This is a genomic window from Nocardia pseudovaccinii NBRC 100343, assembly GCF_001613225.1.
GTDB classification, from domain to species: domain Bacteria; phylum Actinomycetota; class Actinomycetes; order Mycobacteriales; family Mycobacteriaceae; genus Nocardia; species Nocardia pseudovaccinii.
Genome location: NZ_BDBY01000100.1, coordinates 17,159 through 41,364 on the forward strand (window position 1 = coordinate 17,159; position 24,206 = coordinate 41,364).

General features: G+C 67.0%; 23 protein-coding genes and 1 pseudogene. 9 read left to right on the forward strand and 15 right to left on the reverse strand.

Annotated elements, in window-relative coordinates; all coding sequences use genetic code 11:
* Positions 1-63: 63 nt before the first annotated feature.
* From NP3_RS11285 to cobC, 5 genes are all read right to left on the reverse strand, one after another.
* Positions 64-1,329, reverse strand: coding sequence for a bifunctional RNase H/acid phosphatase (locus tag NP3_RS11285; RefSeq protein ID WP_063040429.1), 1,266 nt, complete (start codon positions 1,327-1,329; stop codon positions 64-66).
* An 82-nt stretch (positions 1,330-1,411) separates the two neighbouring features.
* Positions 1,412-2,149 carry a zinc ribbon domain-containing protein gene (locus tag NP3_RS11290; RefSeq protein WP_063040482.1) on the reverse strand — a complete coding sequence of 246 codons (738 nt, stop codon included), beginning with the start codon at positions 2,147-2,149 and terminating at the stop codon, positions 1,412-1,414.
* A gap of 416 nt (positions 2,150-2,565) precedes the next feature.
* Positions 2,566-3,210, reverse strand: a complete 645-nt coding sequence (locus NP3_RS11295; protein WP_063040430.1) for a hypothetical protein — start codon at positions 3,208-3,210, stop codon at positions 2,566-2,568.
* Between the two features lie 104 nt (positions 3,211-3,314).
* Complete coding sequence (locus NP3_RS11300) at positions 3,315-4,436, reverse strand: Nif3-like dinuclear metal center hexameric protein (protein WP_063040431.1); 1,122 nt, start codon at positions 4,434-4,436, stop codon at positions 3,315-3,317.
* 142 nt (positions 4,437-4,578) lie between these two features.
* Positions 4,579-5,616, reverse strand: coding sequence for an Rv2231c family histidinol phosphate aminotransferase CobC (cobC, locus tag NP3_RS11305; RefSeq protein WP_063040432.1), 1,038 nt, complete (start codon positions 5,614-5,616; stop codon positions 4,579-4,581).
* 44 nt (positions 5,617-5,660) lie between these two features.
* Between cobC and NP3_RS11310 the strand changes: the two are divergent.
* A pseudogene (locus tag NP3_RS11310) lies at positions 5,661-6,122 on the forward strand (low molecular weight protein-tyrosine-phosphatase); the annotation flags it as partial.
* Positions 6,123-6,337: 215 nt separating this feature from the next.
* A complete protein-coding gene (locus NP3_RS11315; RefSeq protein WP_063040433.1) occupies positions 6,338-7,198 on the forward strand; it encodes an SURF1 family cytochrome oxidase biogenesis protein in 861 nt (286 codons plus the stop codon).
* Between the two features lie 153 nt (positions 7,199-7,351).
* On the opposite strand, the gene NP3_RS11320 is transcribed toward NP3_RS11315, so the two are convergent.
* On the reverse strand, positions 7,352-8,263 hold the full coding sequence (locus NP3_RS11320) for a cobalamin biosynthesis protein (RefSeq protein WP_063040434.1): 912 nt from the start codon (positions 8,261-8,263) through the stop codon (positions 7,352-7,354).
* 301 nt (positions 8,264-8,564) lie between these two features.
* On the opposite strand from NP3_RS11320, the gene sigJ reads away from it, so the two are divergent.
* The gene (gene sigJ / locus NP3_RS11325) at positions 8,565-9,512 is read left to right on the forward strand and encodes an RNA polymerase sigma factor SigJ (RefSeq protein ID WP_063040435.1); all 948 of its coding nucleotides are present in this window, start codon (positions 8,565-8,567) and stop codon (positions 9,510-9,512) included.
* Positions 9,513-9,553: 41 nt separating this feature from the next.
* On the opposite strand, the gene NP3_RS11330 is transcribed toward sigJ, so the two are convergent.
* The 3 genes from NP3_RS11330 to NP3_RS11340 all read right to left on the reverse strand — a co-directional run bounded on the left by NP3_RS11330 (position 9,554) and on the right by NP3_RS11340 (position 12,991).
* Positions 9,554-11,083 (reverse strand): serine hydrolase domain-containing protein, encoded by a 1,530-nt coding sequence (locus tag NP3_RS11330; protein ID WP_063824743.1) that lies wholly within the window; start codon positions 11,081-11,083, stop codon positions 9,554-9,556.
* 31 nt (positions 11,084-11,114) lie between these two features.
* Positions 11,115-12,230, reverse strand: a complete 1,116-nt coding sequence (gene ald, locus NP3_RS11335; protein ID WP_063040484.1) for an alanine dehydrogenase — start codon at positions 12,228-12,230, stop codon at positions 11,115-11,117.
* 77 nt (positions 12,231-12,307) lie between these two features.
* The gene (locus NP3_RS11340; protein WP_245720893.1) at positions 12,308-12,991 is read right to left on the reverse strand and encodes an MBL fold metallo-hydrolase; all 684 of its coding nucleotides are present in this window, start codon (positions 12,989-12,991) and stop codon (positions 12,308-12,310) included.
* A 154-nt stretch (positions 12,992-13,145) separates the two neighbouring features.
* Here NP3_RS11340 and NP3_RS11345 point away from each other — a divergent pair, with 154 nt between their 5' ends.
* The 4 genes from NP3_RS11345 (at position 13,146) to NP3_RS11360 (ending at position 15,807) form a co-directional block, all read left to right on the forward strand.
* Positions 13,146-14,105 (forward strand): GlxA family transcriptional regulator, encoded by a 960-nt coding sequence (locus NP3_RS11345; protein WP_063040436.1) that lies wholly within the window; start codon positions 13,146-13,148, stop codon positions 14,103-14,105.
* A 66-nt stretch (positions 14,106-14,171) separates the two neighbouring features.
* Positions 14,172-14,687 (forward strand): gamma carbonic anhydrase family protein, encoded by a 516-nt coding sequence (locus NP3_RS11350; protein ID WP_063040438.1) that lies wholly within the window; start codon positions 14,172-14,174, stop codon positions 14,685-14,687.
* Positions 14,688-14,861: 174 nt separating this feature from the next.
* Positions 14,862-15,038 carry a hypothetical protein gene (locus tag NP3_RS11355; protein WP_245720894.1) on the forward strand — a complete coding sequence of 59 codons (177 nt, stop codon included), beginning with the start codon at positions 14,862-14,864 and terminating at the stop codon, positions 15,036-15,038.
* Positions 15,039-15,186: 148 nt separating this feature from the next.
* Positions 15,187-15,807: a TetR/AcrR family transcriptional regulator gene (locus NP3_RS11360; protein ID WP_063040440.1), complete on the forward strand. Its 621-nt coding sequence runs from the start codon at positions 15,187-15,189 to the stop codon at positions 15,805-15,807.
* Between the two features lies 1 nt (position 15,808).
* Here the strand turns inward: NP3_RS11360 and NP3_RS46635 are convergent, their stop codons facing one another.
* Genes NP3_RS46635 through NP3_RS47830 form a run of 4 tightly spaced genes read right to left on the reverse strand, consistent with a single transcriptional unit; the run spans position 15,809 to position 20,250 of the window.
* The gene (locus NP3_RS46635) at positions 15,809-17,809 is read right to left on the reverse strand and encodes an Eco57I restriction-modification methylase domain-containing protein (RefSeq protein ID WP_063040445.1); all 2,001 of its coding nucleotides are present in this window, start codon (positions 17,807-17,809) and stop codon (positions 15,809-15,811) included.
* An 18-nt stretch (positions 17,810-17,827) separates the two neighbouring features.
* On the reverse strand, positions 17,828-19,090 hold the full coding sequence (locus tag NP3_RS11370; protein WP_245720895.1) for an acyltransferase family protein: 1,263 nt from the start codon (positions 19,088-19,090) through the stop codon (positions 17,828-17,830).
* Positions 19,087-20,007, reverse strand: a complete 921-nt coding sequence (locus NP3_RS46640) for an SGNH/GDSL hydrolase family protein (RefSeq protein ID WP_084508455.1) — start codon at positions 20,005-20,007, stop codon at positions 19,087-19,089. The genes NP3_RS11370 and NP3_RS46640 overlap by 4 nt, the downstream gene beginning before the upstream one ends.
* 15 nt (positions 20,008-20,022) lie before the next feature.
* Complete coding sequence (locus NP3_RS47830) at positions 20,023-20,250, reverse strand: hypothetical protein (protein ID WP_157124260.1); 228 nt, start codon at positions 20,248-20,250, stop codon at positions 20,023-20,025.
* A 447-nt stretch (positions 20,251-20,697) separates the two neighbouring features.
* Between NP3_RS47830 and NP3_RS11380 the strand changes: the two genes are divergently transcribed.
* Both NP3_RS11380 and NP3_RS49040 read left to right on the forward strand, forming a co-directional pair.
* Entirely contained in the window at positions 20,698-21,393 is a 696-nt protein-coding gene (locus tag NP3_RS11380) for a nitroreductase (RefSeq protein ID WP_063040448.1), read from the forward strand.
* 222 nt (positions 21,394-21,615) lie between these two features.
* The gene (locus NP3_RS49040) at positions 21,616-22,098 is read left to right on the forward strand and encodes a hypothetical protein (protein ID WP_063040452.1); all 483 of its coding nucleotides are present in this window, start codon (positions 21,616-21,618) and stop codon (positions 22,096-22,098) included.
* A 15-nt stretch (positions 22,099-22,113) separates the two neighbouring features.
* Here the strand turns inward: NP3_RS49040 and NP3_RS11390 are convergent, their stop codons facing one another.
* Positions 22,114-22,584, reverse strand: a complete 471-nt coding sequence (locus tag NP3_RS11390; RefSeq protein WP_063040454.1) for a winged helix-turn-helix transcriptional regulator — start codon at positions 22,582-22,584, stop codon at positions 22,114-22,116.
* Positions 22,585-22,643: 59 nt separating this feature from the next.
* A complete protein-coding gene (gene dctA, locus NP3_RS11395) occupies positions 22,644-24,053 on the reverse strand; it encodes a C4-dicarboxylate transporter DctA (protein WP_063040456.1) in 1,410 nt (469 codons plus the stop codon).
* Between the last annotated feature and the right edge of the window lie 153 nt (positions 24,054-24,206).

Consider the following 24,206-nt stretch of genomic DNA (forward strand, 5'->3'; position numbering starts at 1 on the left):
TTGCGATGCGCCATAATTCACGGTTCGCGAAAAGATTCGAGTTTGGTCCGATGCCCAACTTCCTCAGAGGTAGGACGTGTCGTTGACCAACCGAACCGACGAACCGCCGTCCGGATAGAACTCCGCGATCGAGAGCGACGCCAGGTCCAAGTGCAGGCGATACAGCAGCGACGGACCGACCCCGAGCGCCAACTGCAGCAACGTCTTGATGGGGGTCACGTGGCTGACCACCACGATGTTCTGGCCGGGATACAGGGCGAGCAGATCGCGGCGCGCCGCCTCGACTCGTTCGCGCACCTGGTCGAAACTCTCGCCGTTCGGCGCGGGAGTCGAGGGATCGCCGAGCCAGCGGGCGTGTAATTGCGGATCTCGTTGTGCCGCTTCCTGGAAGGTGAGCCCCTCCCAGTCGCCGAAGTCGGTTTCGGTGAGGCCGTCGAGGACGCGCACCGGGATATCGAGTGCGGTCGCGGCGGCTTCGGCGGTCTCACGGGCCCGGCCGAGCGGTGAGGTGACCACGGCGGCGATGCCACCCTTCGCGGCGAGCATTTTCGCGGCGCGGGCGGCCTGTTCACGGCCGAGGTCGGTGAGCGGTGGGTTGCCGCGGCCGGAGTAGCGGCGCTCTATCGAGAGGGCGGTTTGGCCGTGGCGCAGCAGGAGGAGCCGGGTCGGGCGGCCCGTCGCGCCGGTCCAGGCGGGCGAGTTTTCGGCGGCTCGGGTATTCGATGCGGTCGACTGCGCATCCCGGGCCGCATCGATCCAACTCGGCAAGCGCTCTTCGACGCCGCGCGCGGAGCTCTGCGGCTCGTCGGTCCAGCTGAGCAGCTGTTCTTCGGCCTCGCGCACCTCTTCCGCCATGGTGGCAGCGGCCGCGCCCGCATCGAGTAACTGCCGCTCGGCGGCGTGTACCTCGCCGATCAGCGTGGCGTCATCCATCGCCTCGTTCGCCAGCCGGTCGGCATGGGAGTTCTCGGCGCGTGGAATCCAGGTGAACGTCACGCTGTCGAACCCGGCGACGAGCCTGCGTGCCCGGTCGGCCAGCGGAATCATGGACGCGTGCTTGACCTTCCAGCGGCCGGACATCTGCTCGACCACCAGCTTGGAATCCATCCGCACCGACACCACGCGCGCGCCCAACTCCGCCGCCGCCTCCAAACCCGCGATGAGCCCGCGGTATTCGGCGACGTTATTGGTGGCGATACCGACGTATTCTCTGCGCTCGGCGAGAATTCGGATGTGATCGGCACTGAAGACGACCGCGCCGTAACCGGCCGGGCCCGGATTGCCCCGGGAACCGCCATCGGCCTCGACGATCACCTCGTGCTCGGTCATTGTTTCCCTCGTCCTCTTCGACAGCCGACCATCCGTCGCTGGGAGCGGACCGACGCGAGTACTGATACCCGCACCGGAAACCTCACAAACCCGACTCTTTGGTGCGCACCAGGATCGCACCGCATTCCGGACACCGCATGATCACATCCGGCGCGGTCTTGGCGATCCGCGCGATCTCACCGCGGTCCAGTTCGATCCGGCACGCGCCGCACCGGCGGGCCTGCAGCAGCGCGGCGCCGACGCCGTGCTGGGTGCGCTGCCGGTCATAGATGCTCAGCAGTTCGTCCGGGAACAGCGCGACCAGATCCTTGCGGTCGGAATCGCAACGGCCCTGCGCCACATCGAGATCCGCCAGCGCCTCGTCGCGCAGGCGCTGTGCGTCGGCGAGTTCCTGCTCGGTCTTGCTGAGGCGTGCACCCGCGTGATCGTGATCAGATGCCGACGCCTCGCGACGCTCCATCACCTCGAGCAACTCGTCCTCGAGCACCGAACGGCGTCGCTCCAAGCTGCCCAGCTCGTGCTGGATTTCCGACAGCTGTTTGGCGTTCACCGAACCGGCGGTCAGCATGCCGCGGTCGCGCTCCTCGCGTTTGCGCACCGCGTCGACCTCGCCCTCCAGCTTGCGGATATCGCGGTCGAGATCGTCGAGCATGATCTCGACCGCCACCGCCGCATCCTTGTGCGCATTCCGCTCGCCCTCGAGCCGCGCCACCTCCTGCTGCTCGGGCAGCACGGTGCGCCGATGCGCGATCCGCGTCAGTTCGGCGTCGACGGCGGCGAGCTGGAGCAGCTTGGCCTGGACAGGTGGTTCGACATTCAACGCGGACAAACTCCTGGACGCTGTGGACGGATGGAGGCACGCGAGGTGGCGATGCCAGTCTTCAACCGTACCCCGGATGGTGGGTGATCCGGTCCGGGCCACGACTAGTGGCGGAGAAGTGCGTGGAACAGAGGCGGGGCGGGGATTCCTACCACAGCCGTATCGCTGTCTCGATGGGTTCCTACCGGCCGGACGGACAGCGGTTTCGTGCCATCGGCCCGGCCACATACCGAACACGGCTGGCCGACCGGAGAGAAGCGGTCCACCCCGCGAAGCTGCGCCCCAACCTGCCCGCTCTCTCCACCGGCATGCGGGTGAACATGCCACGGCCCGCGTCATGCGCGCTCTTGGCGAGCCGGGTGCGGGCGAGAGGCCATCTCGCAGCGATCAGCCGATCACGATGGTGGCTCGTACAGTCAGCTGCCGGGGGCGCGGGTTTTGATGGCGTCGCGGGAGATGAAGACGTCGTAGGTGCCGGGGGTGGCGATTACGGCGTTGCCGTAGGCGGAGCGGACGAAGGGGTCGGTCCACCATTTGTGGTTGCGCATATCGTTGAAGAAGTCCTGGTCGTCGCCGTTGACGAAGATCTGGTTCTGGGTGGTTGCGACGCCGTCCAGACGTTGGCCGTAGAGGCGGGTGACCTTGTAGCCGGAGTGGAAGCCGAGGGCGTTCACCCAGGGCTTCAATTCGACGATATTGGCCTGCAGCACCCACAGGTCACCCTCGACCTGATATTTCTCGTGCTTGTCGGGATGATGCTCGTCGCCGTAGAGGGTGAGGTCGACCTCGAGCCGGTGGTCTTGGCCCGCAACCTGATTCACCACCACGTGCGCGGCCTTGACCTCCCCGCTCAGTCCGAGGAATGTCTGCACGAGCGTGATCACCCACAGCAGCAGTACCGCGACGACCAGCAGCGCTAGTCCGCCCGCGCCGCGCCCGAGCAAAACCCGCAATCCGACCTTGCGCACCATGACGAGCGCCGATATCAGCAACGCGACCGCGACCAGGATGATCAGCATCAGACCGATCTGCACGATCCCGAAGTCCACCGGGTAGTTCATGCGGTAGTTGTACCCCGAGCGGGCGCGTCAACTCACCTGAACCACATACCAAGTCCGGCAACACGCCCCGAACACGCCGGGGCACTGGATGGTTCGGTATCGGATTACGGGGCGGCGATCGTCCAGGGGTCGGTGCGCAGGGTGCAGATGCGGGTTTCGAGGTCGGGCAGGGCGGTTCGGACCGCTGTCTGCGCCTGTGCGCACCAAGGGAATTCGGTGGCCCAGTGCGCGGCATCGATCACGGCGGGGCCGCCGCCGCGCAGGTGTTCGTCGACCGGATGGTGGCGCAGGTCGGAGGTGACGTAGGCGTCGACACCGAGGCGTGCGACCGTATTCAGATAGGAGTCGCCCGCGCCGCCGCACACCGCGACGGTCTTGATCATGCGGTCCGGGTCACCGGCCGCACGAACGCCCCAGGTGGTGGCTGGCAACGCGGCGGCGACCCGAGCGGTGAACTCGCGCAAGGACTCCGGTTCGGGCAGGGCGCCTACTCGACCGATGCCGAGCCGCGATGGCAACGCCGCGCGCTCGGTGACGTGATAGGCGGGATCCTCGTAGGGATGGGCCGAACGCAGCGCCGCCAGCACTGCGGTGCGCGCCGAGGGCGGTGCGATCACTTCGAGGCGATCCTCGTCGACCTGCTGCAACTCCCCGATCGCGCCGATCGCCGGATTCGCCCCTGCCACCGGACGAAACTGCCCGACTCCCGGCACCCGCAAAGCACAGTCCCGATAGGTTCCGCTGCCACCGGCACCGGCCGCGAACAGCGCCGCCAGCACCGCATCCGCATGCGAACGCGGCACCTGGACCACCCAATTGTCGACGGCGGCTCGCGGTTTCGAATCCAAAGGCCCGGTGACGGTGAGACCGATCGTCTCGGCCAGCGCATCGGAAACTCCCGGATCAGCGGAGTCCGCATTGGTATGCGCCGCGAACAACGCACACCCGGACCGGATGAGCCGATGCAGCAGAGCGCCTTTGGGCGTATCGGCGGCGACGGTGTCGACCCCGCGCAACAGCAGCGGATGGTGCACCACCAAAGCCTGTGCCCGCCAATCGATCGCCTCATCCACGACGGCGGCAGTGGCATCCACCGCGAACAGCACCCGAGTCACCTCATCACCCGGGTCGCCGCACACCAACCCCACCGAATCCCACGACTCCGCCAACCTCGGCGGATATGCCGCGTCGAGCACCTCGATGAGATCCGCCAGCGTCGTCACCATCCGCCCACCTCCATATCCCGATTTCCGCCCGCACCAAGATCACCTGCCGACACCTGACGGCCCGGGACCAGCGCCCGATCCGGTTCGCTCGCACCGCCCGCACGAGGCGGACATACCGAAGGACAACCCGTCAGGTCCGACATCAAAGTCCTGCCGCACGGATTCCGGCTACCAACCGATCGACCTCGGCGGGACCGCGGACCGCGACGCGCAGGTAATCCACTCCGAGACCCGGGAAGGTGTCTGCGCGGCGGACCGCGATTCCCTGGTCTGCCAGATGCTTTCGCAGGAGTTCACCGTCCGGCACGCGCAGCAGCACGAATGGCCCGGCGGCGGGGGTGTGGACGTGTATGCCCAGCGCGGTCAGTCGTTCGATCATCGAGTCGCGTTCGACGGCGATCGTGTGTGCTCGCTGTTGTGCCGCGGCGACCGCATCCGGCTCGGCGGTCGCGATGATCGCTTCCAGTTGCAGTGTGCCGAGCGGCCAGTGCGCGCGGCCGTGATTCAAGGGAGCCAGCAGTTCGGGTGCGCCGAGGAAGTAGCCGCAGCGCAGACCCGCCAGGGCCCAGGTTTTGGTGAGGCTGCGCAGAACGAGGATGTCCGGTCCGGCGGCAGCGGCCAGTGACTGCGGTTCGCCGGGAATCGCATCGGCGAAGGCCTCGTCGACCACGATGATCCGACCCGGTCGGCGCAGCGCACGGATGGTGTCGGCGGGGTGCAGGACCGAGGTGGGGTTGGTCGGGTTGCCGAGCACTACCAGGTCGGCCGCGGTCGGGATGAGCGCCGGGTCGAGGGCGTACGGCGGCTCGAGCACGACGCGGGTCACCGGGATATCGGCCTCGCGCAGCGCCAGTTCGGGTTCGGTGAACGAGGGGTGCAGCACCGCGGCCAGTCGCGGCGCGAGTCGGGGCAGCATCGCGAAACCCTCGGCCGCGCCCGCCAGCAGCAACACTTCGTCGGTGCCGCGTCCGTGGCGAGCCGCGACCGCGGTGCGTGCGCCGAGTTCGTCGGCCGCGCTCGGATATCGGCCGAGGTCGTCGAGTCGCGCGGCCAGACGGTTGCGCAACCAGGTCGGCGGCGCACTGCCCTGCACATTCACCGCGAAATCGAGCATGCCGGGGCGCGCATCGACGTCACCGTGATGACGCAATTTCGCGTGCTCGACACTCTCCGCTGACACGAGAAAACACCCTACGTGGCGGTCCATCGGGACGACCGGCCAGAATGGCTGTCGTGGGTGAGTTGCACGTGTCGTTCGTCTGTACCGGCAACATTTGTCGATCGCCGATGGCGGAGAAGATGTTCGCGGTACAGCTGTACCGCGAGGGGCTGGCCGACCGCGTGCGGGTCAGCAGCGCGGGCACCGACGGCTGGCATGCCGGGGAGGACGCCGACACCCGCACCAATGCCACCCTGCGCCGCCACGGCTATCCCACCGGCCACGTCGCCGCGAAATTCGGCAACCAGCACCGCGACGCCGACCTGCTGGTCGCCCTCGACTCCGGCCACGAACGCCGCCTCGCCACCCTCGGCATCCCATCGGATCGCCGCCGCCTACTCCGCAGCTTCGACCCCGCTGCCGACGCCCTCGACGTCCCCGACCCGTACTACGGCGACACCGCCGACTTCGACCTGGTCCACGATCAGATCGCGGCCGCCATCCCTGGGCTGTTGGACTGGGTTCGTGCCGCCCTCGCCGCACGCACCGGCGACACGGACCAAGCCACGGAGCCGGGCGATGCCATTCGCTCGGCCCACACCGACCCATCCGCCCGCGACCGGACAGTCGACGCATCCCGAGACGTCGTCGCTTACACGGACGGCTCCCTAGCTGTCGAAGTGCCCAGCCAAAAATCGGACCAATCAGTCTCTTACGAACCCGTCCCCGACGGAAGCCTGTGATGCGCCGACTGACCTTCCTGCTACGCCCGAGCTGGCTGATCCTGGCCGTCCTCGTCGCGGCCTTCGCCTACCTCTGCTTCACCGTGCTCGCACCGTGGCAGCTCGGCAAGAACACCACCACCTCGCACCGCAACCAACTGATCGCCGATTCGGTGGACGCCGCCCCGATCGATATCGCCACCGTCCTGGACGACCAGGGCACCGATTCGCATGCCGAATGGCGACGGGTCACGGCGACCGGCAGCTACATGCCGAACTCGACCGTGCTGGTCCGCCTGCGCCACCTCGACGGCGCGCCCGGCTACTCGGTGCTGGCCACCTTCAAACTCGACGACGGCCGGATCCTGCTCGTCGATCGCGGTCTCGTCGCGGCCGTGGACGGCTCCCGCCCACCGCAGATTCCGGACGCGCCCGCCGGACCGCGGAAGATCGAGGCGCGCATCCGGATGTCCGAGGGCGTCACCCCCGGTAAGGACCCGATGGTCCAGGACGGCTACCGCCAGGTGTATTCGGTGGACACCACACAGGAGATGACCGTCCTGCAGGCGCCCCTTACCGTCATCGCCACCGGCGAACGCGGTGGCTACCTGCAGCTCAGCGAAAACCAGCCCGGCGCCTTCACCCCCACGCCCCTCCCGCAACTCGATGCGGGCCCCTATCTCTCCTACGGCCTGCAATGGCTGGCCTTCGGCATCATGGCTCCCCTCGGCCTCGGCTACTTCGTCTACGCCGAGATCCGCGAGCGCCGCAAGGGAAAGTCCACCGCTACCACGCAACCCGCCCCGGCCGAAACCCCAACCCCCGCACCGGCATCCAGCAACGAGCAACGCCTTGCCGACCGCTACGGCGGTTCTCGCTGAGCACTGGCCGCGCACGTTTGAGGCGAGGTCCCGGGAGCGGATCCTCGGACTGCTGGACGGTGGGCTCGGGACAAAGGAACCGCCCTCGCCGCCGCAGCGTGAACATCGGCATGGATTCTCACCGGACGATCCGATAGCGGGTCCGCGAGCGGGTCAGCGACGCAGAATTGCCCAGAGCGCAGCGGTCAGGACCGCCCCGACCTGGATAGCCTCCGACATGCGCACAGCGCGACGAAGATCTGCCACCTGGGGCGCAGGGCCGTCGCCGAGACTGGGACGCAGTTCGACGCCATGGCGGTACTGAGTCCGCCCGCCGAGGCGGACACCGAGCGCACCTGCCATCGCGGCCTCGACGACCCCGGCGTTGGGGCTGGGGTGTTCGGCCGCGTCTCGTCGCCACGCGTGCAGCGCGTCGGCCGGATGACCGCCCACGGCAGCGGCCAGGACGACGGTGAGCATGCCGGTGACGCGCGCGGGCAACAGATTCGCCAAATCGTCGACACGAGCGGCGGCCCAACCGAAGCGGAGGTATCGCTCGTTGCGGTAGCCGATCATCGCATCCAAGGTGTTGATCGCGCGATACCCGAGCAACCCCGGCGTCCCGGCGATCGCACCCCACACCAGCGGCGCGACCGTCGCGTCCGAGGTGTTCTCGGCAATGGATTCCAGTGCGGCACGGGCCAATCCGTCCGCATCGAGCACCTCGGGATCCCGCCCGCACAGCGACGGCAGCAGCGCTCGCGCACCCGCCACATCACCGGACTCGAGCCGGTCGGCCATCTCCCGTCCAGCGCGCACGAGGCTGCGCCCGCCGAGCACCGTCCACGTCGCCAGCGTGGTCGCGACTACCCCACCGCGCCGTAGCCCGAGCCCGAGCGCCGTTGTCGCACTGACCAACACCAGTTCGTGCACGACCCCCGCCGAACGCCGATCGGCATAGGTAACCCGCTCCAGCGCAGTTGCCGCCGTACCGAATCCGGCCACCGGATGCCATCGGCGTGGATCACCGAATACCCGGTCGAGGGCGAACCCGAGCACCAACCCGGCCGCCGTGGAAGTCCCCATCTGCACCCGGCGAGGGTAGCCGGTCGCCCCCTCCCGACCACGCCCGCGCCCGGTGCACGAGTCCGCCCCCACGGGGGCTCGCATCCTCAACCGATACGTACCGCGAATACGACCGATGCCCTGTGCCCCCTCGGTGCCGAGCGCGGAATTGTCCAGATAGCGCTGCGCTGCCGATCGCTGCTCGACCCGCCTACTCGCTCGGAGGGCCGTGATGTCACACTCGCTAGCCCTGCGTCGTCATCAGGGTGACGGACGCATAAGCTCGCCCCTGACGGGGCCGTACGACCGAACGGCGAGACCAGTGACTGCAGACCACTCCGGCGAACCCATCGACCAGGCCGAGTTGGCTCGGCGTTTCGAGGAGCACCGTCCGTATCTGCGCAGGCTCGCCTACAGCACGCTCGGCAGTCTCACCGATGCCGACGACGTGGTGCAGGAGGCGTGGCTGCGACTGCAGCGCCAGTACGAGGCCGGGACCGCGGGCGAGATCGAGAATCTGCGGGCCTGGCTCTCCACGGTCACCGGGCGGCTGGCCCTCGATCAGCTCGGTTCGGCCCGCGCCCGGCGCGAGCAGTACGTCGGTGAATGGTTGCCGGAACCCGAGGTTACGACCTGGGACGATCCGGCCGACCGGATCACCCAGGACGAGCGCGTCACCACGGCGCTGCTGGTCGTACTGGAATCCCTCTCCCCCGCCGAGCGCACCGCCTTCGTACTGCAGGACGTGTTCGGTATGAGCGGTCCCGAGGTCGCCGAGGTCGTCGGGCGCACGCCTGCGGCCGTGCGGCAGCTCGCCTCGCGCGCACGCAAGCGCGTCGAGGACGGCACACCCCGCTTCCCCGCCTCACCCGACGAACAGGAGAAGGTCGTCTCGGCCTTCGCGGTCGCCTGGCGCTCGGGTGACCTGAGCGCGCTGCTCGGCGTGCTCGACGCCAATGTCAGCCTGACCGCCGACGGCGGCGGCAAGGTCCCCGCTATTCGCCAGGCCGTGCGCGGCGCCGAACTCATCGCGAAAATGCTGCTCGGCTGGTACCACGCACCGTCCGCGGCGGGCGCGTGGGGCCGCGCGGTCCTGGTCAACGGCGCGCCCGGTCTGGTCGTCTTCGACGGCACCCACACCGGCGTCTTCTCCTTCACCATCGACGGCGGCCGCATCGTCGCCATCAATGTCGTCCGCAATCCGGACAAGCTGCACGACCTCCCCACCGAAGGCGCCCCCGACTGGTACCTCGGCCCGAACGCCGAATAACCCACGCGGCCCGCACATTTCGATGTGCGGGCCGCTGTCGGCTAGGCGGGTGCTCGGTCCACGGGCGCTTCTCGCTCGATATCGGGCCCGGATCGATTGCGCCGCAGCATGATGAGCCGGACACCGCGAGCGAGAAGAACACCCGCGCCCGCCAACGCGGCAATGCCGAGAAATACCACGAGACCAGGCCAGACGTAGGTCACCTGGAGAAAAGTCGGTGCTCGGCCGCGGAAGACCAGACCGGCGAGCTGTGGTAGCGCGATGAGGATCGGGATCGGGGCGAGATAGGGCAATTGGCGCAGGGCGATCAGCCAGCTGGGCCGGGTGGTCTGCCGATCGGCCCAGCGGCGCGATCGCACCAGGCAGAGCACACCGAGAGCGAGAGTCGCGAGGGTCAGCAGTGCGATGCCCCAGTCGGCGTAGATGCCCCACGGGCGGTGCACATCCGGTGACTCGCCCCGGGTCAGCTCGACCAAGCCCTGCGCGATGATCCTGGGATCGTCCTCGAGCGCCAAGCCGGTATCGGCTATGACAGCGATCCCGTATCCGGTGTCGGGCACCAGGACCTGCGCGGCGGTGTAGGTGAACCAGTCACCGTAGTGCACGATCTGATCGGATTGTTCGCGCTGCCAACCCATTCCGTACTCGTCGTCGCCGACTCCCGAGGGTGTGTGCATCTCGGTCACCGCCGCCGCGGACACCACCCGGTGCCCGTCCGGTGCCACGCCACCATTGTTCTGGGTGATCAGCCACGCGGCCAGATCGGCGGCCGTGGTGATCACACCGTGGCTACCTCCGACGAACCAATCGGGCTCGGCAACCGGTATCGCGAAGCCGTATGCCCGAATGTATCCGTGTGTCACATCCTCGGCCTCGCGCGGCGAATTCACCGTCGTGCTGTCGCGCATCCCGATGGGACCGAATACATTTCGCCGCATGTAGTCCGCGAACGGTTCCCCGCTGACCACCTCCACCAGCCGAGCGGCCACCTGGTAGTTCGGGTTGTGATAGTGGAATTCCGTCCCCGGATCGGCGGCCAGTTTCGCCGCGTGTAGTCGCTCGACCGCCCCGGCCAGTGAATCCGCCTGCGGCCGCCGCAGATCGGGAAAAGCGGTATCCGACATTCCCGACGTCTGATTCAACAACTCCCGCACGGTGATCCGATCACCGCGCGAATCGGCCAACAGGAAGTCGCTGAGGTACTCACGCACCGGTGCGTCGAGCCGCACCTTCCCCGCATCGACCAACTGCATCACGGCCAGCGCCGTCATGGACTTGCTCACCGAGGCGATCGGCATGCGCGACGTCGCACCGATCGCCGCACCGCTCGAATCGTGACCGTACCCCGCGACGTACACCACCCGATCCCCATGGGTAATGGCGATCGAAGCCCCCGGCAACCGTGTCCGGGAAAGGTATTCGGACATATACCGATCCACCGCCGCCGGATCGACGCCCTCCGCCGCCGGTGCCGCGACCGCGGTGCCGACCGACGGCAACAGCGCCAGCAGCAATGCGATCACTACGACCCGCCGCAGGTATTCCGCAGCCACCGCGTTCGCCCTTCTCATCGCGCGTCCGCGGAACCGCCATCGCACCACGTCAGCCCGCCAACCCAACCGGCTCGGGCATCGAATATCCATGCGCCGCCGCAACCTCCGCCGACAACAGCCGCCCGTTATCCGCGGTGACCCCGTGTGCGAGATCGGGGTGCACCGCGCACGCCTCCCGCCACCCGTGGTCGGCGATCGCCCGCACATACGGCAGGGTGGCATTGGTGAGCGCCACGGTCGCGGTATGCGGCACCGCACCCGGCATATTCGCCACACAGTAGTACAGCGAATCAGCCACGCGGAAAGTGGGATTCGCATGCGTCGTCGCATGTGAACCGGCGAAGCACCCGCCCTGATCGATGGCGATATCCACCAGCACCGACCCCGGCCGCATACCGCGAACCAGTTCCTCGGACACCAGCTTCGGTGCCCGCGCGCCGGGCACCAGCACCGAACCGATGACGAGATCCGCCGCCAGCACAGCCCGTTCGACCTCGACCGTATTCGAGGCCACCGTCGAGATACGCCCTTCGAACCGCGCGTCGAGCTCGCGCAGTCGCGTCAAATTCGTATCCAGCACAGTGACTTTCGCGCCCATCCCGGCCGCGATCGTGGCCGCGTTCGTCCCCGCGACACCACCGCCGAGCACCACCACATCGGCCGGAAGCACCCCCGGTACTCCGCCGAGCAACAGCCCGGCGCCGCCGAGCGGCGCCATCAGGTGATACGCGCCGACCTGTGGGCCGAGCTTGCCCGCGACCTCGCTCATCGGCGCGAGCAGCGGCAGCGACCCATCCGCCGCCCGCACCGTCTCATAGGCGATCGCGGTCATTCCGGACCGCAGAATCGCATCGGTGCACTCACGCGACGCGGCCAGATGCAGATAGGTGAACAGCACCTGCTCCCGCCGCAGCCTCGGATACTCCAGGGCCATCGGCTCCTTGACCTTCAGAACCAACTCGCCCTCCCACCACACCTGCTCGGCGGCGGGCACCGTCCGGGCACCGGCGGCGACATAATCGGCATCCGAAAATCCGGACCCCACCCCCGCACCGGCCTGGATCAGCACTTCGTGCCCGTGCCGCACCAGTTCCCCGGCACCGGCCGGGGTCAGCGCCACTCGAAACTCCTGCTCCTTGACCTCCCGCGGAACTGCGATCCTCATATCGCCATCGTGGACCACCGACGGTCCCGGCGCCATGACCGCCGCGCTGAGCGCACCGCCGGTTTTTCCGAGGACGCTCACACAGCGAACGTCTCACCCAGCTTCGGAATGCGCAGCTGCGCGCCCCGCCCGGCGTATCCGAAAATCCGCTCCAGGCGCTCGAGCGTCTCACTGAAATGCGCCCATCCCTCCGCATGCACCGGCACGATCACCGCATCACCCAACGCCTCGGCGGCCTGCACCGCGGTACGAGCGTTCAGCGTGAGATCGATATCGCCGAACCGGCCGACATTCGCGGCACCGGTGAACAGGATCGCGATATCGATCCGGCCGATCCGCGCCACGATCTGCTCGACGACCTCGACCGAGGCATTGTCACCCGACACGTACACGGTCGGCAGCCCCTCGGCCTGCAATACGAACCCGGTCACCACGCCGGTCTGCGACTCGCACCCCTCGGGCCCGTGCAGTGCGGGCACAGCCGTCACGCGCACGTCACCCAACGTGACGGTCTCCCAATTCGCCAGTCCCCGAACACCTTCGATGCGATCGGCCGCATCCGGCGTCGACAAGACGGTCGGCACGGTCGAGAGGAATTCACGGCCGGAGTGGTCCAAATTGTCGTCGTGCTGGTCGTGCGACAGCAGCACGACGTCCACCGGCCCCACCTGGTCCACCGAAACGGCAGGGCCGGTGAGCTTGTGCAGCGTGATCGGGCCGGGGTAGTCGCCAGGGCGTCGAAGGTGGGATCGGTCAGCCAAGTCAGGGTGCCGTACCGGAAGCGCAGGGTCGGCCCGCCGATGTGCAGGGCTTCGATGGTGGTGCGTGCAATCGTCTCGGTCATGGGATCAATACTTGTCGTCCCGATATTCGATCAATAGTGGCCCGTGAGCCGCTTAGCGATAAGATCGGGCCATGCGTTCCGTCGCCGCCCTGGCCTTCGACGGGGTTATCCCCTTCCACCTGTCGGTACCGACGCTGGTCTTCGGCCGGGTCGGCACCGAGGGCACACCCGACTACCGCGTCGAGGTGTGCGCCGAAAATCCCGGCACCCTGCGGACCCCGGCCGGTTTCGACATCGTCGTGCAGACCGGACTCGACGCCTTCGAGCGCGCCGACATGGTGGTGATACCGAGCTGGCAGCGCGATATGGGCATCTCGGCGGAACTGCGCGACGCACTGCATCGAGCTCACGCCAGGGGTGCCCGGATCGTCGGCCTGTGCCTGGGTTCCTTCGCGGTGGCGGCGAGCGGTCTGGCGGACGGTCGGGAAATCACCACGCACTGGGCCGCGGCCGCCGATTTGGCGGCGACCTATCCGAAGGTCCGAGTCCGCGCCGACACCCTCTGGACCGACCTCGGCGACATCGTCACCTCCGCGGGCGTCGCCGCCGCCCTCGACTGCTGCCTGCACCTGGTCCGCGACGACCTCGGCAGCCGGGCCGCCACCGAACTGGCCAGGTCGCTCGTGACCGCACCGCACCGCAGCGGCTCCCAGGCCCAGTACATACCGGTCGCCGTGCCCGAAGCCGCCGACGACGATCCGATCGAACGCGCAATGGTCTGGGCGCGAACGAATCTCGGCGAACCGATCGACCTGGACAATTGGGCTCGCATCGCGCTCATGTCGCGACGCACCTTCACCCGCCGCTTCCGCGAACGCACCGGCAACAGCCCGCAGCAATGGTTGCTGCAACAACGCGCCGACCGCGCCCGGCTGCTCCTGGAATCCACCACCGACACCATGGATCGCATTGCCGCCGAGACCGGCTTCGGCACCGCGGTCAGCCTGCGCCACCACTTCCACCGCATTCTCGGCACCAGCCCGGCCGCGCACCGGGCGCTGTTCTCGGGCACACCGGTCCCGGCGGAGTAGCCAGCTCCAGCCGCGTTCGCCCACCCCCGTCGGGTCCGCCGCTTTCGGTCCCCTTATGTTTTCGGCATGAGGATCGAGGTAAGCGGACATACGCCCGAAATCGACGAGACCGCGTGGATCGCACCGAACGCCACCGTAATCGGACGCGTGCAACTCGCCGCCGAGGTGAGCATCTGGTACAGCGCGGTACTGCGCGGTGACCTCGAGGCGATCAGCGTCGGCGCGCGCACCAATATTCAGGACGGGTGCGTACTGCACGCCGACCCCGGCTTCCCGCTCACCGTCGGCACCGGAGTTTCGGTGGGACACAATGCGATCCTGCACGGCTGCACCGTCGGCGACGATGTGCTCGTCGGCATGGGCGCCACGGTGCTCAATGGCGCGGTCATCGGCGCGGGCAGCCTGATCGCCGCCAATGCCCTGATTCCGGAGGGTGCGCAGATTCCGCCCGGCTCGCTGGTCGCGGGGGTGCCCGGCAAGGTGCGTCGCGAGTTGAGCGAGGCCGAGCAGGACGGGATCCGAATCAACAGCGCTGTGTACCTACACAACATGGCCAACCACCGAGACGCGAAACAGGTGTGAGACAGAGCACACTGATCAATTGACCAAACTAAATCGCTGATAGCATTCTGCCAGCGTGCCCGGTATCCCGGGGTCTCCCGCCGACACAGCTGTCGAGTGGCCTGTAGCGCGGAGGCGAGCCCACCGGGATGGTGGCCGCAGGGCGTGCAGGCAGGAGGTAACACGGTGGCGTACGTGCAGCAGAGTATGCACCGGCCGTCGGGGCGGATCAGCGTGGCCGATATCGCGGCCCAGCCGGGTGGGATCGAGGCGCTACAGCGGCGAGTGCACGAGTTGCGCTCCAGCGGGGTGGATTTCGCCGCCAATGCGATCGAAAAGGAGATGGCGGAACTGGATCTGCCGCGCACATAGTCGCGCGTCTGCCTGTCGTCGGTCGAGCTCTGGTGCCGATCCGCGGTCGAACCGCCGCGACCCGGTGAAATAATGAACGGCACGCACCCGCACCGTCGCGACGCCCAGACACCATCGGCGTCGGCGAGCCGATTCGACTGGAGCTTCGATGCCGACCGTTCCGCCCATCCTGCAGCGCATCCTGGAAAAGCCCGTCAGCGACGGTGAGAAGCTGCTGGAGAGCGCGCTGTCGGCGTTCCTGGACTTCGGCATCAAACGCACCAGCATGGGCGAGATCGCCCGGCGCGCCGGAATCAGCCCGGCCACCCTGTATCGCCGCTTCGAATCGAAGAACGATCTGGTTGAGGCTGTCAGCGTGCGCGAGGCGCAGCGTTTCGTCGCCGAGATCGATAAGCGGGTGCAGAAGGTCGACGGCGTCGAGGAACAGTTGATCGAGATCTTCGTCGCGGTCATCACCGAGATCGCGGGCAACGAGTTGTTGCGGCGACTGCTGCGCACCGAACCCGATCTCATCCTGCCCCGACTGACCACCGAGGCCGGACCGATCATCGCAGTCGGGCGCAGCTATCTGGCGGAGAAACTGCGCGAACTCCGCAGCGGTGCGGATGACGATTTCGACTTCGAACTCGTCGCCGAGATCATGGCGCGGCTGGCCCTGTCGCTGGCATTGACGCCCGACGGGCTCATTCCGATCGATGATGTGGCGGCGGGTCGAGATTTCGCGCGACGCACGTTGCTGCCGATGGTCGGTGTCCGGGCCACCGCATAACTCAACGCATTTCGAACATCCGGGTGCCGAAGGCCGCCGCCACCCATTCATCGAGCAGGCGGAGCGAATTCGCGTCGGGCTCCCTGCCGTCGTCGACGAATTCCCGCACCAGTTCGACGACGCCACCCGCCCGCATCGTGGTCGGATCCGGCAGCGGCAGCCGCGACACATACTGGGTGATCCACCGCCGCCGACCCGAATACAGCCGATTCCCGCACACCGCATCGTAGAACCGCAGGCCCAACGCCGAATTCGCGACGCCCATCAGCAAATACGCCAACCGCTCCGCGGCGCCGTCCACACCGAGATCGGCCAGCGATATCCAATAGCAATCCCCGTTCACCACCGCCCCGGACCGATCCAGGGCGAATCGCGGCCGCTCGCTGATGTCGGGAAAGACCACCTTCGGCACCCGCCATAGATGCGGTCGCTGCGGCACCCAGATCTCGAACCACTGTCTGCCGCTGTCGGTCAGATACTTCCGGCCTGCCAAGGTCTCCCGATGCGACTCCAAATATGCCGCGGCCCGGGGAAATTCTCGCAGGTCAACCGGCATCCGTGCGGGTTGCGCAGGGTCGTACGGATACAGCACCTGTACGTCACGCGCACGCGAGATCCGCCACGGATCGACATCCTGATGGGTGATCAAATCGAATAGCAACTCCCCCTCCGGCCGCGGCCGCACCTGCGCCCACCGATCGGAAATGAACACCCGATCCGCAGTTGTCTTGATCCCCACCCGAATCCGCCCCACGGCGCCGAAGGTCCGCCAGGTCCCCGCCTCCACCTCGGCCAACCACCTGTCGACCTCCGGCCGGGACATTCGCCACGCGCCGCTGTTCCCGTCCGCGTCACGAGCAACGGATTCCGCCGCGTCCACGTCGTCACCACGACCGGAATCGGCAACCCGCCAAGCGACCACCGGGCCCGATACCACCGGATCGCTTCGGTTTGCTCGATCACCCGTTTTCCCATCACCGGATGCCCAACGAATCACCGCCTGATCGCCCGTCGCCAACGTACCGACCTCGACCGCGAAAGTGCGCCCGCAGTGCTCGACACAGTGACTGTGTTCGGCCGCCAGCGCCTCGAAAAGATCTGTTCCGCCGACGATTTCGGCGGCATCGACCTCGTAGGCCGAAACATAGCGGCAGACCGCGCGGGCTGCCGTCCGGGTGGCGATGGTGACCGCGGGCAGCACCGCCGCCTCGAACAACTTCGTATCACCGAGGTCGTACAGCTCGACCGGAGCCAACTCGGTGCGCAGCAGACTCCGAATATTCGCACCGGCCTTTGTGGTGAGAAACCGATTGGCACACAGCAACCCGAGCACCCCACCCGACCGCAGCAGCCGCGGCGCGACCGCGACGAACGGGTGCGTGAGATCGATCCGCCCCTGCAACCCGAACTGCTTGCTGAGCAGCTGCGCGGTCGGCCCACCCAACTGCTGAGTCCGCACATAAGGCGGATTGGTGATGATCGCATCGAACGACCCCGCCGCGATCCCCGCCGATTCGGTCAGGAAATCCCCGATATGCCACTCGATCGCGACCCCCGCGGCCGCCGCCCGTTCCCGGGCCACCGCCACCCCGGCCGCATCCAGGTCATACCCCACCAATTCCACCCGCACCCCCGGCACCAACTCCCGCGCAACCTGATCCAGCGCCAGCAGCAGCTCGCCGTCCCCGCAGGCCGGATCGAGCACCCGTAGCACCCCTGCGCTCGGGGCCGACACTCCAGCGCCGAGGGCTGTCGTGTCCCGCACCTCTCCATCGGACGTCCCGGCCCCGGACAACGCGGCCCGTCGCGCCTGCTGATGAGGTCCCGGCACTGCCGCCCGCACGTCCGGCGCCACAACATGAGCGGCTCCCGACGTCCCGACGTCAAGTGGCGGCGGCGCATGTGCGAGCAGCCGCTGCGCGAGAAAGCGCGCCAGGGCGGGTGGCGTGTAGTGCCTACCGTGCCGTTTGCGGTCGCGCGCGGCGGGCTCGCCGGGAGTCATGCCTGGGATTCTGCCTCGTCACGGCCGAACCGAGGCGGTAACGCGGTCGACCGGATCTCGCGGCGTCGCGGGCAGACGCACCGCGCGGCGGCCAGCGAAGCGACGCATCAGCGGTTCGTCTACCCAGCGGTAGATCGCGGCCGCAGCCGCTATCGCGACGATCAGGCTCAGCCCGGCGAACCCGAGCCAGCCGAGTGGGCCGAACTGTCGTCCGCCGATGAACAGCCGGGTGATCAGCACCATGACCGGGAACTGGATCAGATAGAAGGCGAAGGAAATATTGCCGAGCCACACCATCCTGGGCGAGGCGTTCAGGCCGCGCAGACCAGCCAGATCCCGTGCCGCGAGCGTCGCTACCACCGCGGTCATCGGTGCCAGCAGCAGGGCCGACATCTTGTAGTTCACCGGCACCACCCAGGTGGCCGCGAAGGCGACGGCCAAGGCCAGCAGCGGCCGATCCAGACGGGTGTTGCGCCAGCGCCCCTCCAGCACCAGCCGCGCGGCGAGTACCCCGAGGAAGAATTCGGGCAGCCGCGACGCCGGAAATGTGTAGCTGAGCCAATAGGACGGCGCCACCGGGATATCCGGCTGCGCGAACCAGGCCGGTGACGCGTGCAACTCGAAGTACGGGGACACGTCTCCCGGAACGAGCCGTGGCGCAAAGGCATTCGCGATGCCCTTCGGACCCGGTACCCACAGGAAGTACGCCGTATGCAGCGCGAGGATCAGCACGAGCAAACCGGCGATCACCCACCACACGCGCTCCCCGCGAATGCGCCGCACCAGCGGCAAGGCGAGCGGAAAGCTCAGGTAGAAAAGCATTTCCGCACCCAGCGACCAGGACGGCACATTGAGCCCGCCCACCGTCGTCCACTTCGGCACCCAGGTGTGGATCAGCAGCACATTCGGTGCCCACACCACCAGCCGCGACAGTGGCACACTCGCGACCACGATGAAGGCCACCGTCGCAACCAGATGCGTCGGATAGATCTTCAGCACCCGCCGCCAATAGAAGCGCGGCACCGAATTTCCGGGCCGGAACGACCAATAGATGATGAACCCGGACAGCACGAAGAAGAACGTGACCCCGGCCGCGCCCAGCTGCATCGGCATCACCTGGTGGATCTGCCGGAACAACTCGGACTTCTGAAATGGATAGACCGGCAGAAAAACCAAGGCGTGCAACAGGAATACCGCGAACGCGGCCCACCATCGCGCACCGGTCAGCGAAGGGAGTGCGGGCCGTGCCTCGGCGGGGTCCGCCGTGGGCTCGGTCCTCACTTGCCGTACCGCTCGTACAGCGCTCCAGCGATCACCGAATCCCCGTGCGCCGATGGATGAAACGGAATCCCGACCGGATCCGCGCGCGGATCGAGCACACCGTTCAACCATGGCTGCGCCGAACACAATCCGTGACCGGCCGTCAGCGCCCTGGAGTCGAAGTATTCGATTCCGAGCTGCGTCGCCGCGTCCCGCTGCGCCGCATCGATGCGATCCAGATATTCGACCAGCCCGGCACCCCGCGGCTGCACGTACTGCCCGACGCCGAGCACGCTGACGCAGGTGAAACTCTGCCCGGCCGGGAACAATTCGGGATAGCCGACCAACACGACCTTCGCCTGCGGCGCGTAGTACCGCAGATATTCGACCACCGCGCGGATGCGTTCGGCATACTGCGCACCCGATACACCCCGATAGTCGGTGATCCGCCCCTGTGCGGCGGCCTCCAACCCACACCCCTCGGCGACATTGAAGATGCACGGAACCAGCGAGGTCCACAGTGTGGCCGGATTCGCTCCCCAGGTGTCGTTGAGCCCGAACTGCACTGCGATCAACTTGGTTCGCGGCCCGAATGCCCCCGCCTTATCGGCGTTGATCGCCTCCTGTACCAGCGAATAACCCCGCTCGGTCTCGATCGCCGCGCCGGAGCACGACACGTCCACGAAGTCGGAGCCACCCGCGACACCCATCAATCGGCTCAGCTGTGTCGGCCACGAAGTCGGTCCGCGCAGACACTCCTTCGCATCGGCTTCCCAGCGAAACCCATTGGCGGCGAATGAATCGCCGAGCACCACCAGGGCGCTACCCGGCGCGGCGGGCGGAGCCGCCTCCGCCGCGGGCAATCCGGCCACAGCCGCCACGGTCGCCGTCACCACCCCGAGCCATCTGGCACAACGACGAGAGAGCTTGCTGTTCACGGTGTTCCTCCGCTGTCAGTAGCCCGCGCGCGGTTCGAATCCGGGGGCGGTCAATGTCGGTGCGGGCTTGGCGGGTTCGGGCTGCGGCGCCTGCACAGCCGGTGGCGCTTGCGGTTCCGGTGCCGCGGCGGGCGGCGGCGCTACCGATGTCGCTTCCGGCGCGGGCGGAGCCGGGGCTTCGGATGCGATGGTCGACTGGAGCGCGGCGCTGGTCGGCGCCGGTGCACTGGTCTCAACCGGCACACTGGTTGGGGTGTGATCGCCATGCGATTGGGTACCCCCGCTGCATCCGGTGACACCGAGAAGCACTGCACCGCAGGCGAACACGGCCGCAAGACGAACCTTCAAGACAATCCCCGTTCCAGTATAAATCAGGAGCATTTGCTTTTCAGTCTAGCCGGGAGACTACGAGCCGAATCGGACCCGCGTGGCACCTTTCACCGAATTACCCCGACCGCCCGAACCTCGCTTCCGGCGCTCGGTGCGCCGCGTATCCCGAAGTGGGCCAAGCATTTTCGCTTTCGAGCCCGGTCAATGCTTATGCACCCCAACCGGTTCCACGAATGTAACCGCCATATTAACTTCGGCAGCCAACACCATACGCCCGATGATCCCCCCTCGCCGGTTCCAAAACGAGACCACAGATGCTAGCGTTCAGTCTCGAAATAAGACCAATTCGAGAGGGTGCCCATGAGCCCGACCAGCCTGCAGACCGACGAGTTCACGGCATTGAGCCACATCCTCGACACCAGATCGACCTGCCGTCAGTTCAAATCCGACCGGGTCCCCCGCGACACCATCGAGGCGCTACTGCGACTGGCTCAGCGCACCCCGTCCTGGTGCAATACCCAGCCCTGGCAGATCGTCCTCACCGAGGGCGCGGGCACCGACCGATTCCGCAAGGAACTCCTCGAACACGTCGCAATCGCCGCACCGGAACCGGATTTCGCCTTTCCCGCGCGGTACACCGGCGCCTACCGCGACCGTCGACGCGCATGCGGCCTACAGCTCTACGACAGCGTCGGCATCGTGAAGGGAGATCAGGCAGGCACCATGCGCCAAGCCATGCGCAACTTCGAACTCTTCGACGCCCCGCACGTCGCGATCGTCACCACCGAAGCCGACCTCGGCGTCTACGGCGCCATCGACTGCGGCCTCTACATCGGCACCTTCCTGCTCGCGGCCCAGAGCCTCGGCCTCGGTGCCGCACCCCAAGCCGCCCTCGCCTCCTACTCCCCTTTCCTGCGCACCTACTTCGACCTGCCCGAAAACCGCCGAGTGGTCGCCGCGATCTCCTTCGGCTATCCGGACCCGGACCACCCGGTCAATGCCTTCCGCACCGCCCGCGAAGACCTGGACCAGGTCGCAACCTGGCACAGCGCCTGACGCCGCGATCGTTGTTTCGCAGGCCCCCGACATCGTGTATCCCCCACGTACCCACCGATCGGAGACCTCCGACCGGGCTGGGCCGCCCGACCTGTACCCCTGATCGGCACCCCGACGGAACATCGCCCGTGCGCTTGCCCACCGCGCTAGGGTGGCGGAACGAATCGGGGGTGGGTTCGGCAACCCCCTGCCGTTGATTGCACAACGAGGAGGTCGGCTTTTATGCGTTCCATCAGTGCACTCTCGACAGTCATCGCGGCCGCGGTTCTCATGCTCGGCCTGGCGGCCTGCGACAAGGAGAACAACAACAGCGCCAAGGCCACGAGCACCACCGCGCGTGCGACAACCACACACCCCACCACCACCTATGCGGCAACCCCGACCACCGAGCCGCCGACCACAATCACCACCTCGCCGCCGACCACCCCACCGGTCGCCGAGCCCACCACGATCTCCTGCGGCGCGGGCCCCTTCGACCTGGCCGTCTCGGCCGTCACCACCAGGGGCGACGCCGCCTGCCCCACCGCCATCGCGGTCACCAATGCCTATGCCGTGCAATCGGATCTGTGGGACGTCGGCTTCGTCATCCCCATCACGGTCGGCACCAGCACCTGGGACTGCCAGGAGCACATCGGCACCCCGAACCCGTACCAGGAGTGCGTCAGCCGCGACAACCCCTCCGAAAAGGCCCGCCTCGGTTCATAATCGGGCCGCCGCCGGTCAGCCAGCCTGACGTCCGTCTTCGGAGGTAAAGCCGGGACCCGGCTCGGCGGAGATGTCGCGTGCGGTGAGTTCGGTTCCGCAGGAGTCACATTCGAGTTTGATATGTCCTTCGCCGGTGCAGTCCGAATGACGGTAGTGCACCGGCGGACCGTCGGGTGCCATGTAGGTATCGCCCCAATCCCGGATCGCCATCAGGATCGGGTAGATATCGTGTCCCTTCGGCGTCAGCCGGTACTCCTCGTGCGTGCCGACGGACGCCTTCTGTTTGACCAGAATCCCGTGCTCGATCAGCCGATCGAGCCGATCCTGCAACCGGCTCCGGGAGATGCCGAGCGCGCTCTGGAACGCGTTGAACCGCCGGACGCCCGCGAACGAATATTTCAGGATCACCAGGGTCCAGCGATCGCCCAGGATCACCAGCGGCCGTGTGATCGAACACGGCTCATCGGCAAGTTCCTCGTAGCGCACCTGTCGATGCTACCGAGCCCGCGGCGCCCGGCGGCGGCTTTGCCCGCCGGGCACCGAGGTCAAGCTTCTTCAGCGGTGTAGGCGACCATCGGATCCTTGTCTTCCAACGGCGGCACCTCCTCCCCGTCCAGCACCTTGCGCATCCGCTCCGAATCCAACTGCCCCTCCCACTTCGCGACCACAAATGTCGCGACGCAATTGCCGAGCAGATTCACCGTGACCCGCATCGAATCCATCAGCCGATCCGCCCCGAGCAGCAGTGCGACCGCAGCCACCGGAATCGATCCGTGCCCGATCGCGGTGATCGTCGCCGACAGCGCCAGGAATGACGAACCCGGCACGCCCGCCATACCTTTCGAGGTCAACATCAGCACGCCGACGGCCGTGATCTGCTCGCCGAGACTCAGATCCACCCCGAGCGCCTGCGCCAAGAACAGCACGCAGATGGACAGATACAGCGTCGCACCGTCGAGATTGAACGAATATCCGGTCGGTATCACCAGCCCGGTAGTGGCTCGTGAGCAACCGGCTTCGGTCAGCTTGATCATGATCCGCGGCAGCACCACCTCGGTCGACGCGGTGCCGAGCGCGAGAAACAGTTCGTCCTTGATGTATCTGAGGAGCTTCCACAGGCTCACCCCCGCGAAAACCCGCACGACCACCGCGAGCACCAGCAGGAACAACACGGCCGCCCCATAGCAACAGGCGATCAGCTTGCCATAGCTGCTGAGCGCGGAAAGTCCGTACTGCCCAACGATGTAGGCCATCGCGCCGAACGCACCAAGGGGCGCCAATTTCATGATCCAGCCGATGATCGTGAAGAAGATCTTCCCGATGTGATCGACCGCCTCCAGAATGACCGGCGGGCTATTCTTACCCACCCCACCGGCTCCGCCGGCTGCCGTCCCCCGGTGTTCGCCGAACTTCGCCAACGCCAAGCCGAACAGCACCGCGAAGAACAAAACCTGTAGCAGCGCATTCTCCGCGAATGCCGAAATCACCGATGCCGGAATGATATTCAGCAAGAAGTCGACGGTATGCGGCAGCTCGCCGTTCTTGGTGGACTTGGCGATCTTCTCGGCACCGGTCGCCAGGGTCTGCGCGTCGACATGAAAGCCCGCACCCGGTCGCACCAGGTTGCCGACCAGCAAACCGAAGAGCAGTGCGAAGGTGGTGATCACCTCGAAGTAGATCAGCGCCTTCACACCGATCCGGCCCACCGACTTCATATCGCCGACATGGGCGATGCCCAGCACCACCGTGCAGAAGATGATCGGCGCGATCACCATTTTGATCAGCTTGATGAATCCGTCGGCCAGCGGTTTGAGATCCGCCCCGAAGTCGGGCCACAGCTTGCCGACCAGAATTCCGGCCACGATCGCCACCAGCAGTTGCAGGAATAGCGATCGATACCAGGGCGGTTTGCGCACCAGGTCGGTTGCTGCGGTGGATTCGATCGTCACGCTCATGCGCGCAACGTACGAGTTATTCGTATCACCAAAGTTTCAACTACATTGCCGCGCGGAAACCCGATCGATATATGCCCGTCACCCCAGGTCCGATATCGAGAACAATACGAACCAAAAGCGGGCCCCGGGAAATCCCGAAGCCCGCTTTCGCCG

Coding starts and splice junctions, on each gene's coding strand:
- NP3_RS11320 (WP_063040434.1), bottom strand. CDS start 8,263: ATGGGGACTTCCACGGCGGCCGGGTTGGTGCTCGGGTTCGCCCTCGAC.
- NP3_RS11350 (WP_063040438.1), top strand. CDS start 14,172: ATGAGGATCGAGGTAAGCGGACATACGCCCGAAATCGACGAGACCGCG.
- NP3_RS11330 (WP_063824743.1), bottom strand. CDS start 11,083: ATGAGAAGGGCGAACGCGGTGGCTGCGGAATACCTGCGGCGGGTCGTA.
- NP3_RS11360 (WP_063040440.1), top strand. CDS start 15,187: ATGCCGACCGTTCCGCCCATCCTGCAGCGCATCCTGGAAAAGCCCGTC.
- NP3_RS11380 (WP_063040448.1), top strand. CDS start 20,698: ATGAGCCCGACCAGCCTGCAGACCGACGAGTTCACGGCATTGAGCCAC.
- NP3_RS11300 (WP_063040431.1), bottom strand. CDS start 4,436: ATGGTGACGACGCTGGCGGATCTCATCGAGGTGCTCGACGCGGCATAT.
- NP3_RS11315 (WP_063040433.1), top strand. CDS start 6,338: ATGCGCCGACTGACCTTCCTGCTACGCCCGAGCTGGCTGATCCTGGCC.
- dctA (WP_063040456.1), bottom strand. CDS start 24,053: ATGAGCGTGACGATCGAATCCACCGCAGCAACCGACCTGGTGCGCAAA.
- NP3_RS49040 (WP_063040452.1), top strand. CDS start 21,616: ATGCGTTCCATCAGTGCACTCTCGACAGTCATCGCGGCCGCGGTTCTC.
- ald (WP_063040484.1), bottom strand. CDS start 12,230: ATGAGGATCGCAGTTCCGCGGGAGGTCAAGGAGCAGGAGTTTCGAGTG.
- NP3_RS46635 (WP_063040445.1), bottom strand. CDS start 17,809: ATGACTCCCGGCGAGCCCGCCGCGCGCGACCGCAAACGGCACGGTAGG.
- NP3_RS11295 (WP_063040430.1), bottom strand. CDS start 3,210: ATGAACTACCCGGTGGACTTCGGGATCGTGCAGATCGGTCTGATGCTG.
- NP3_RS11285 (WP_063040429.1), bottom strand. CDS start 1,329: ATGACCGAGCACGAGGTGATCGTCGAGGCCGATGGCGGTTCCCGGGGC.
- NP3_RS11345 (WP_063040436.1), top strand. CDS start 13,146: ATGCGTTCCGTCGCCGCCCTGGCCTTCGACGGGGTTATCCCCTTCCAC.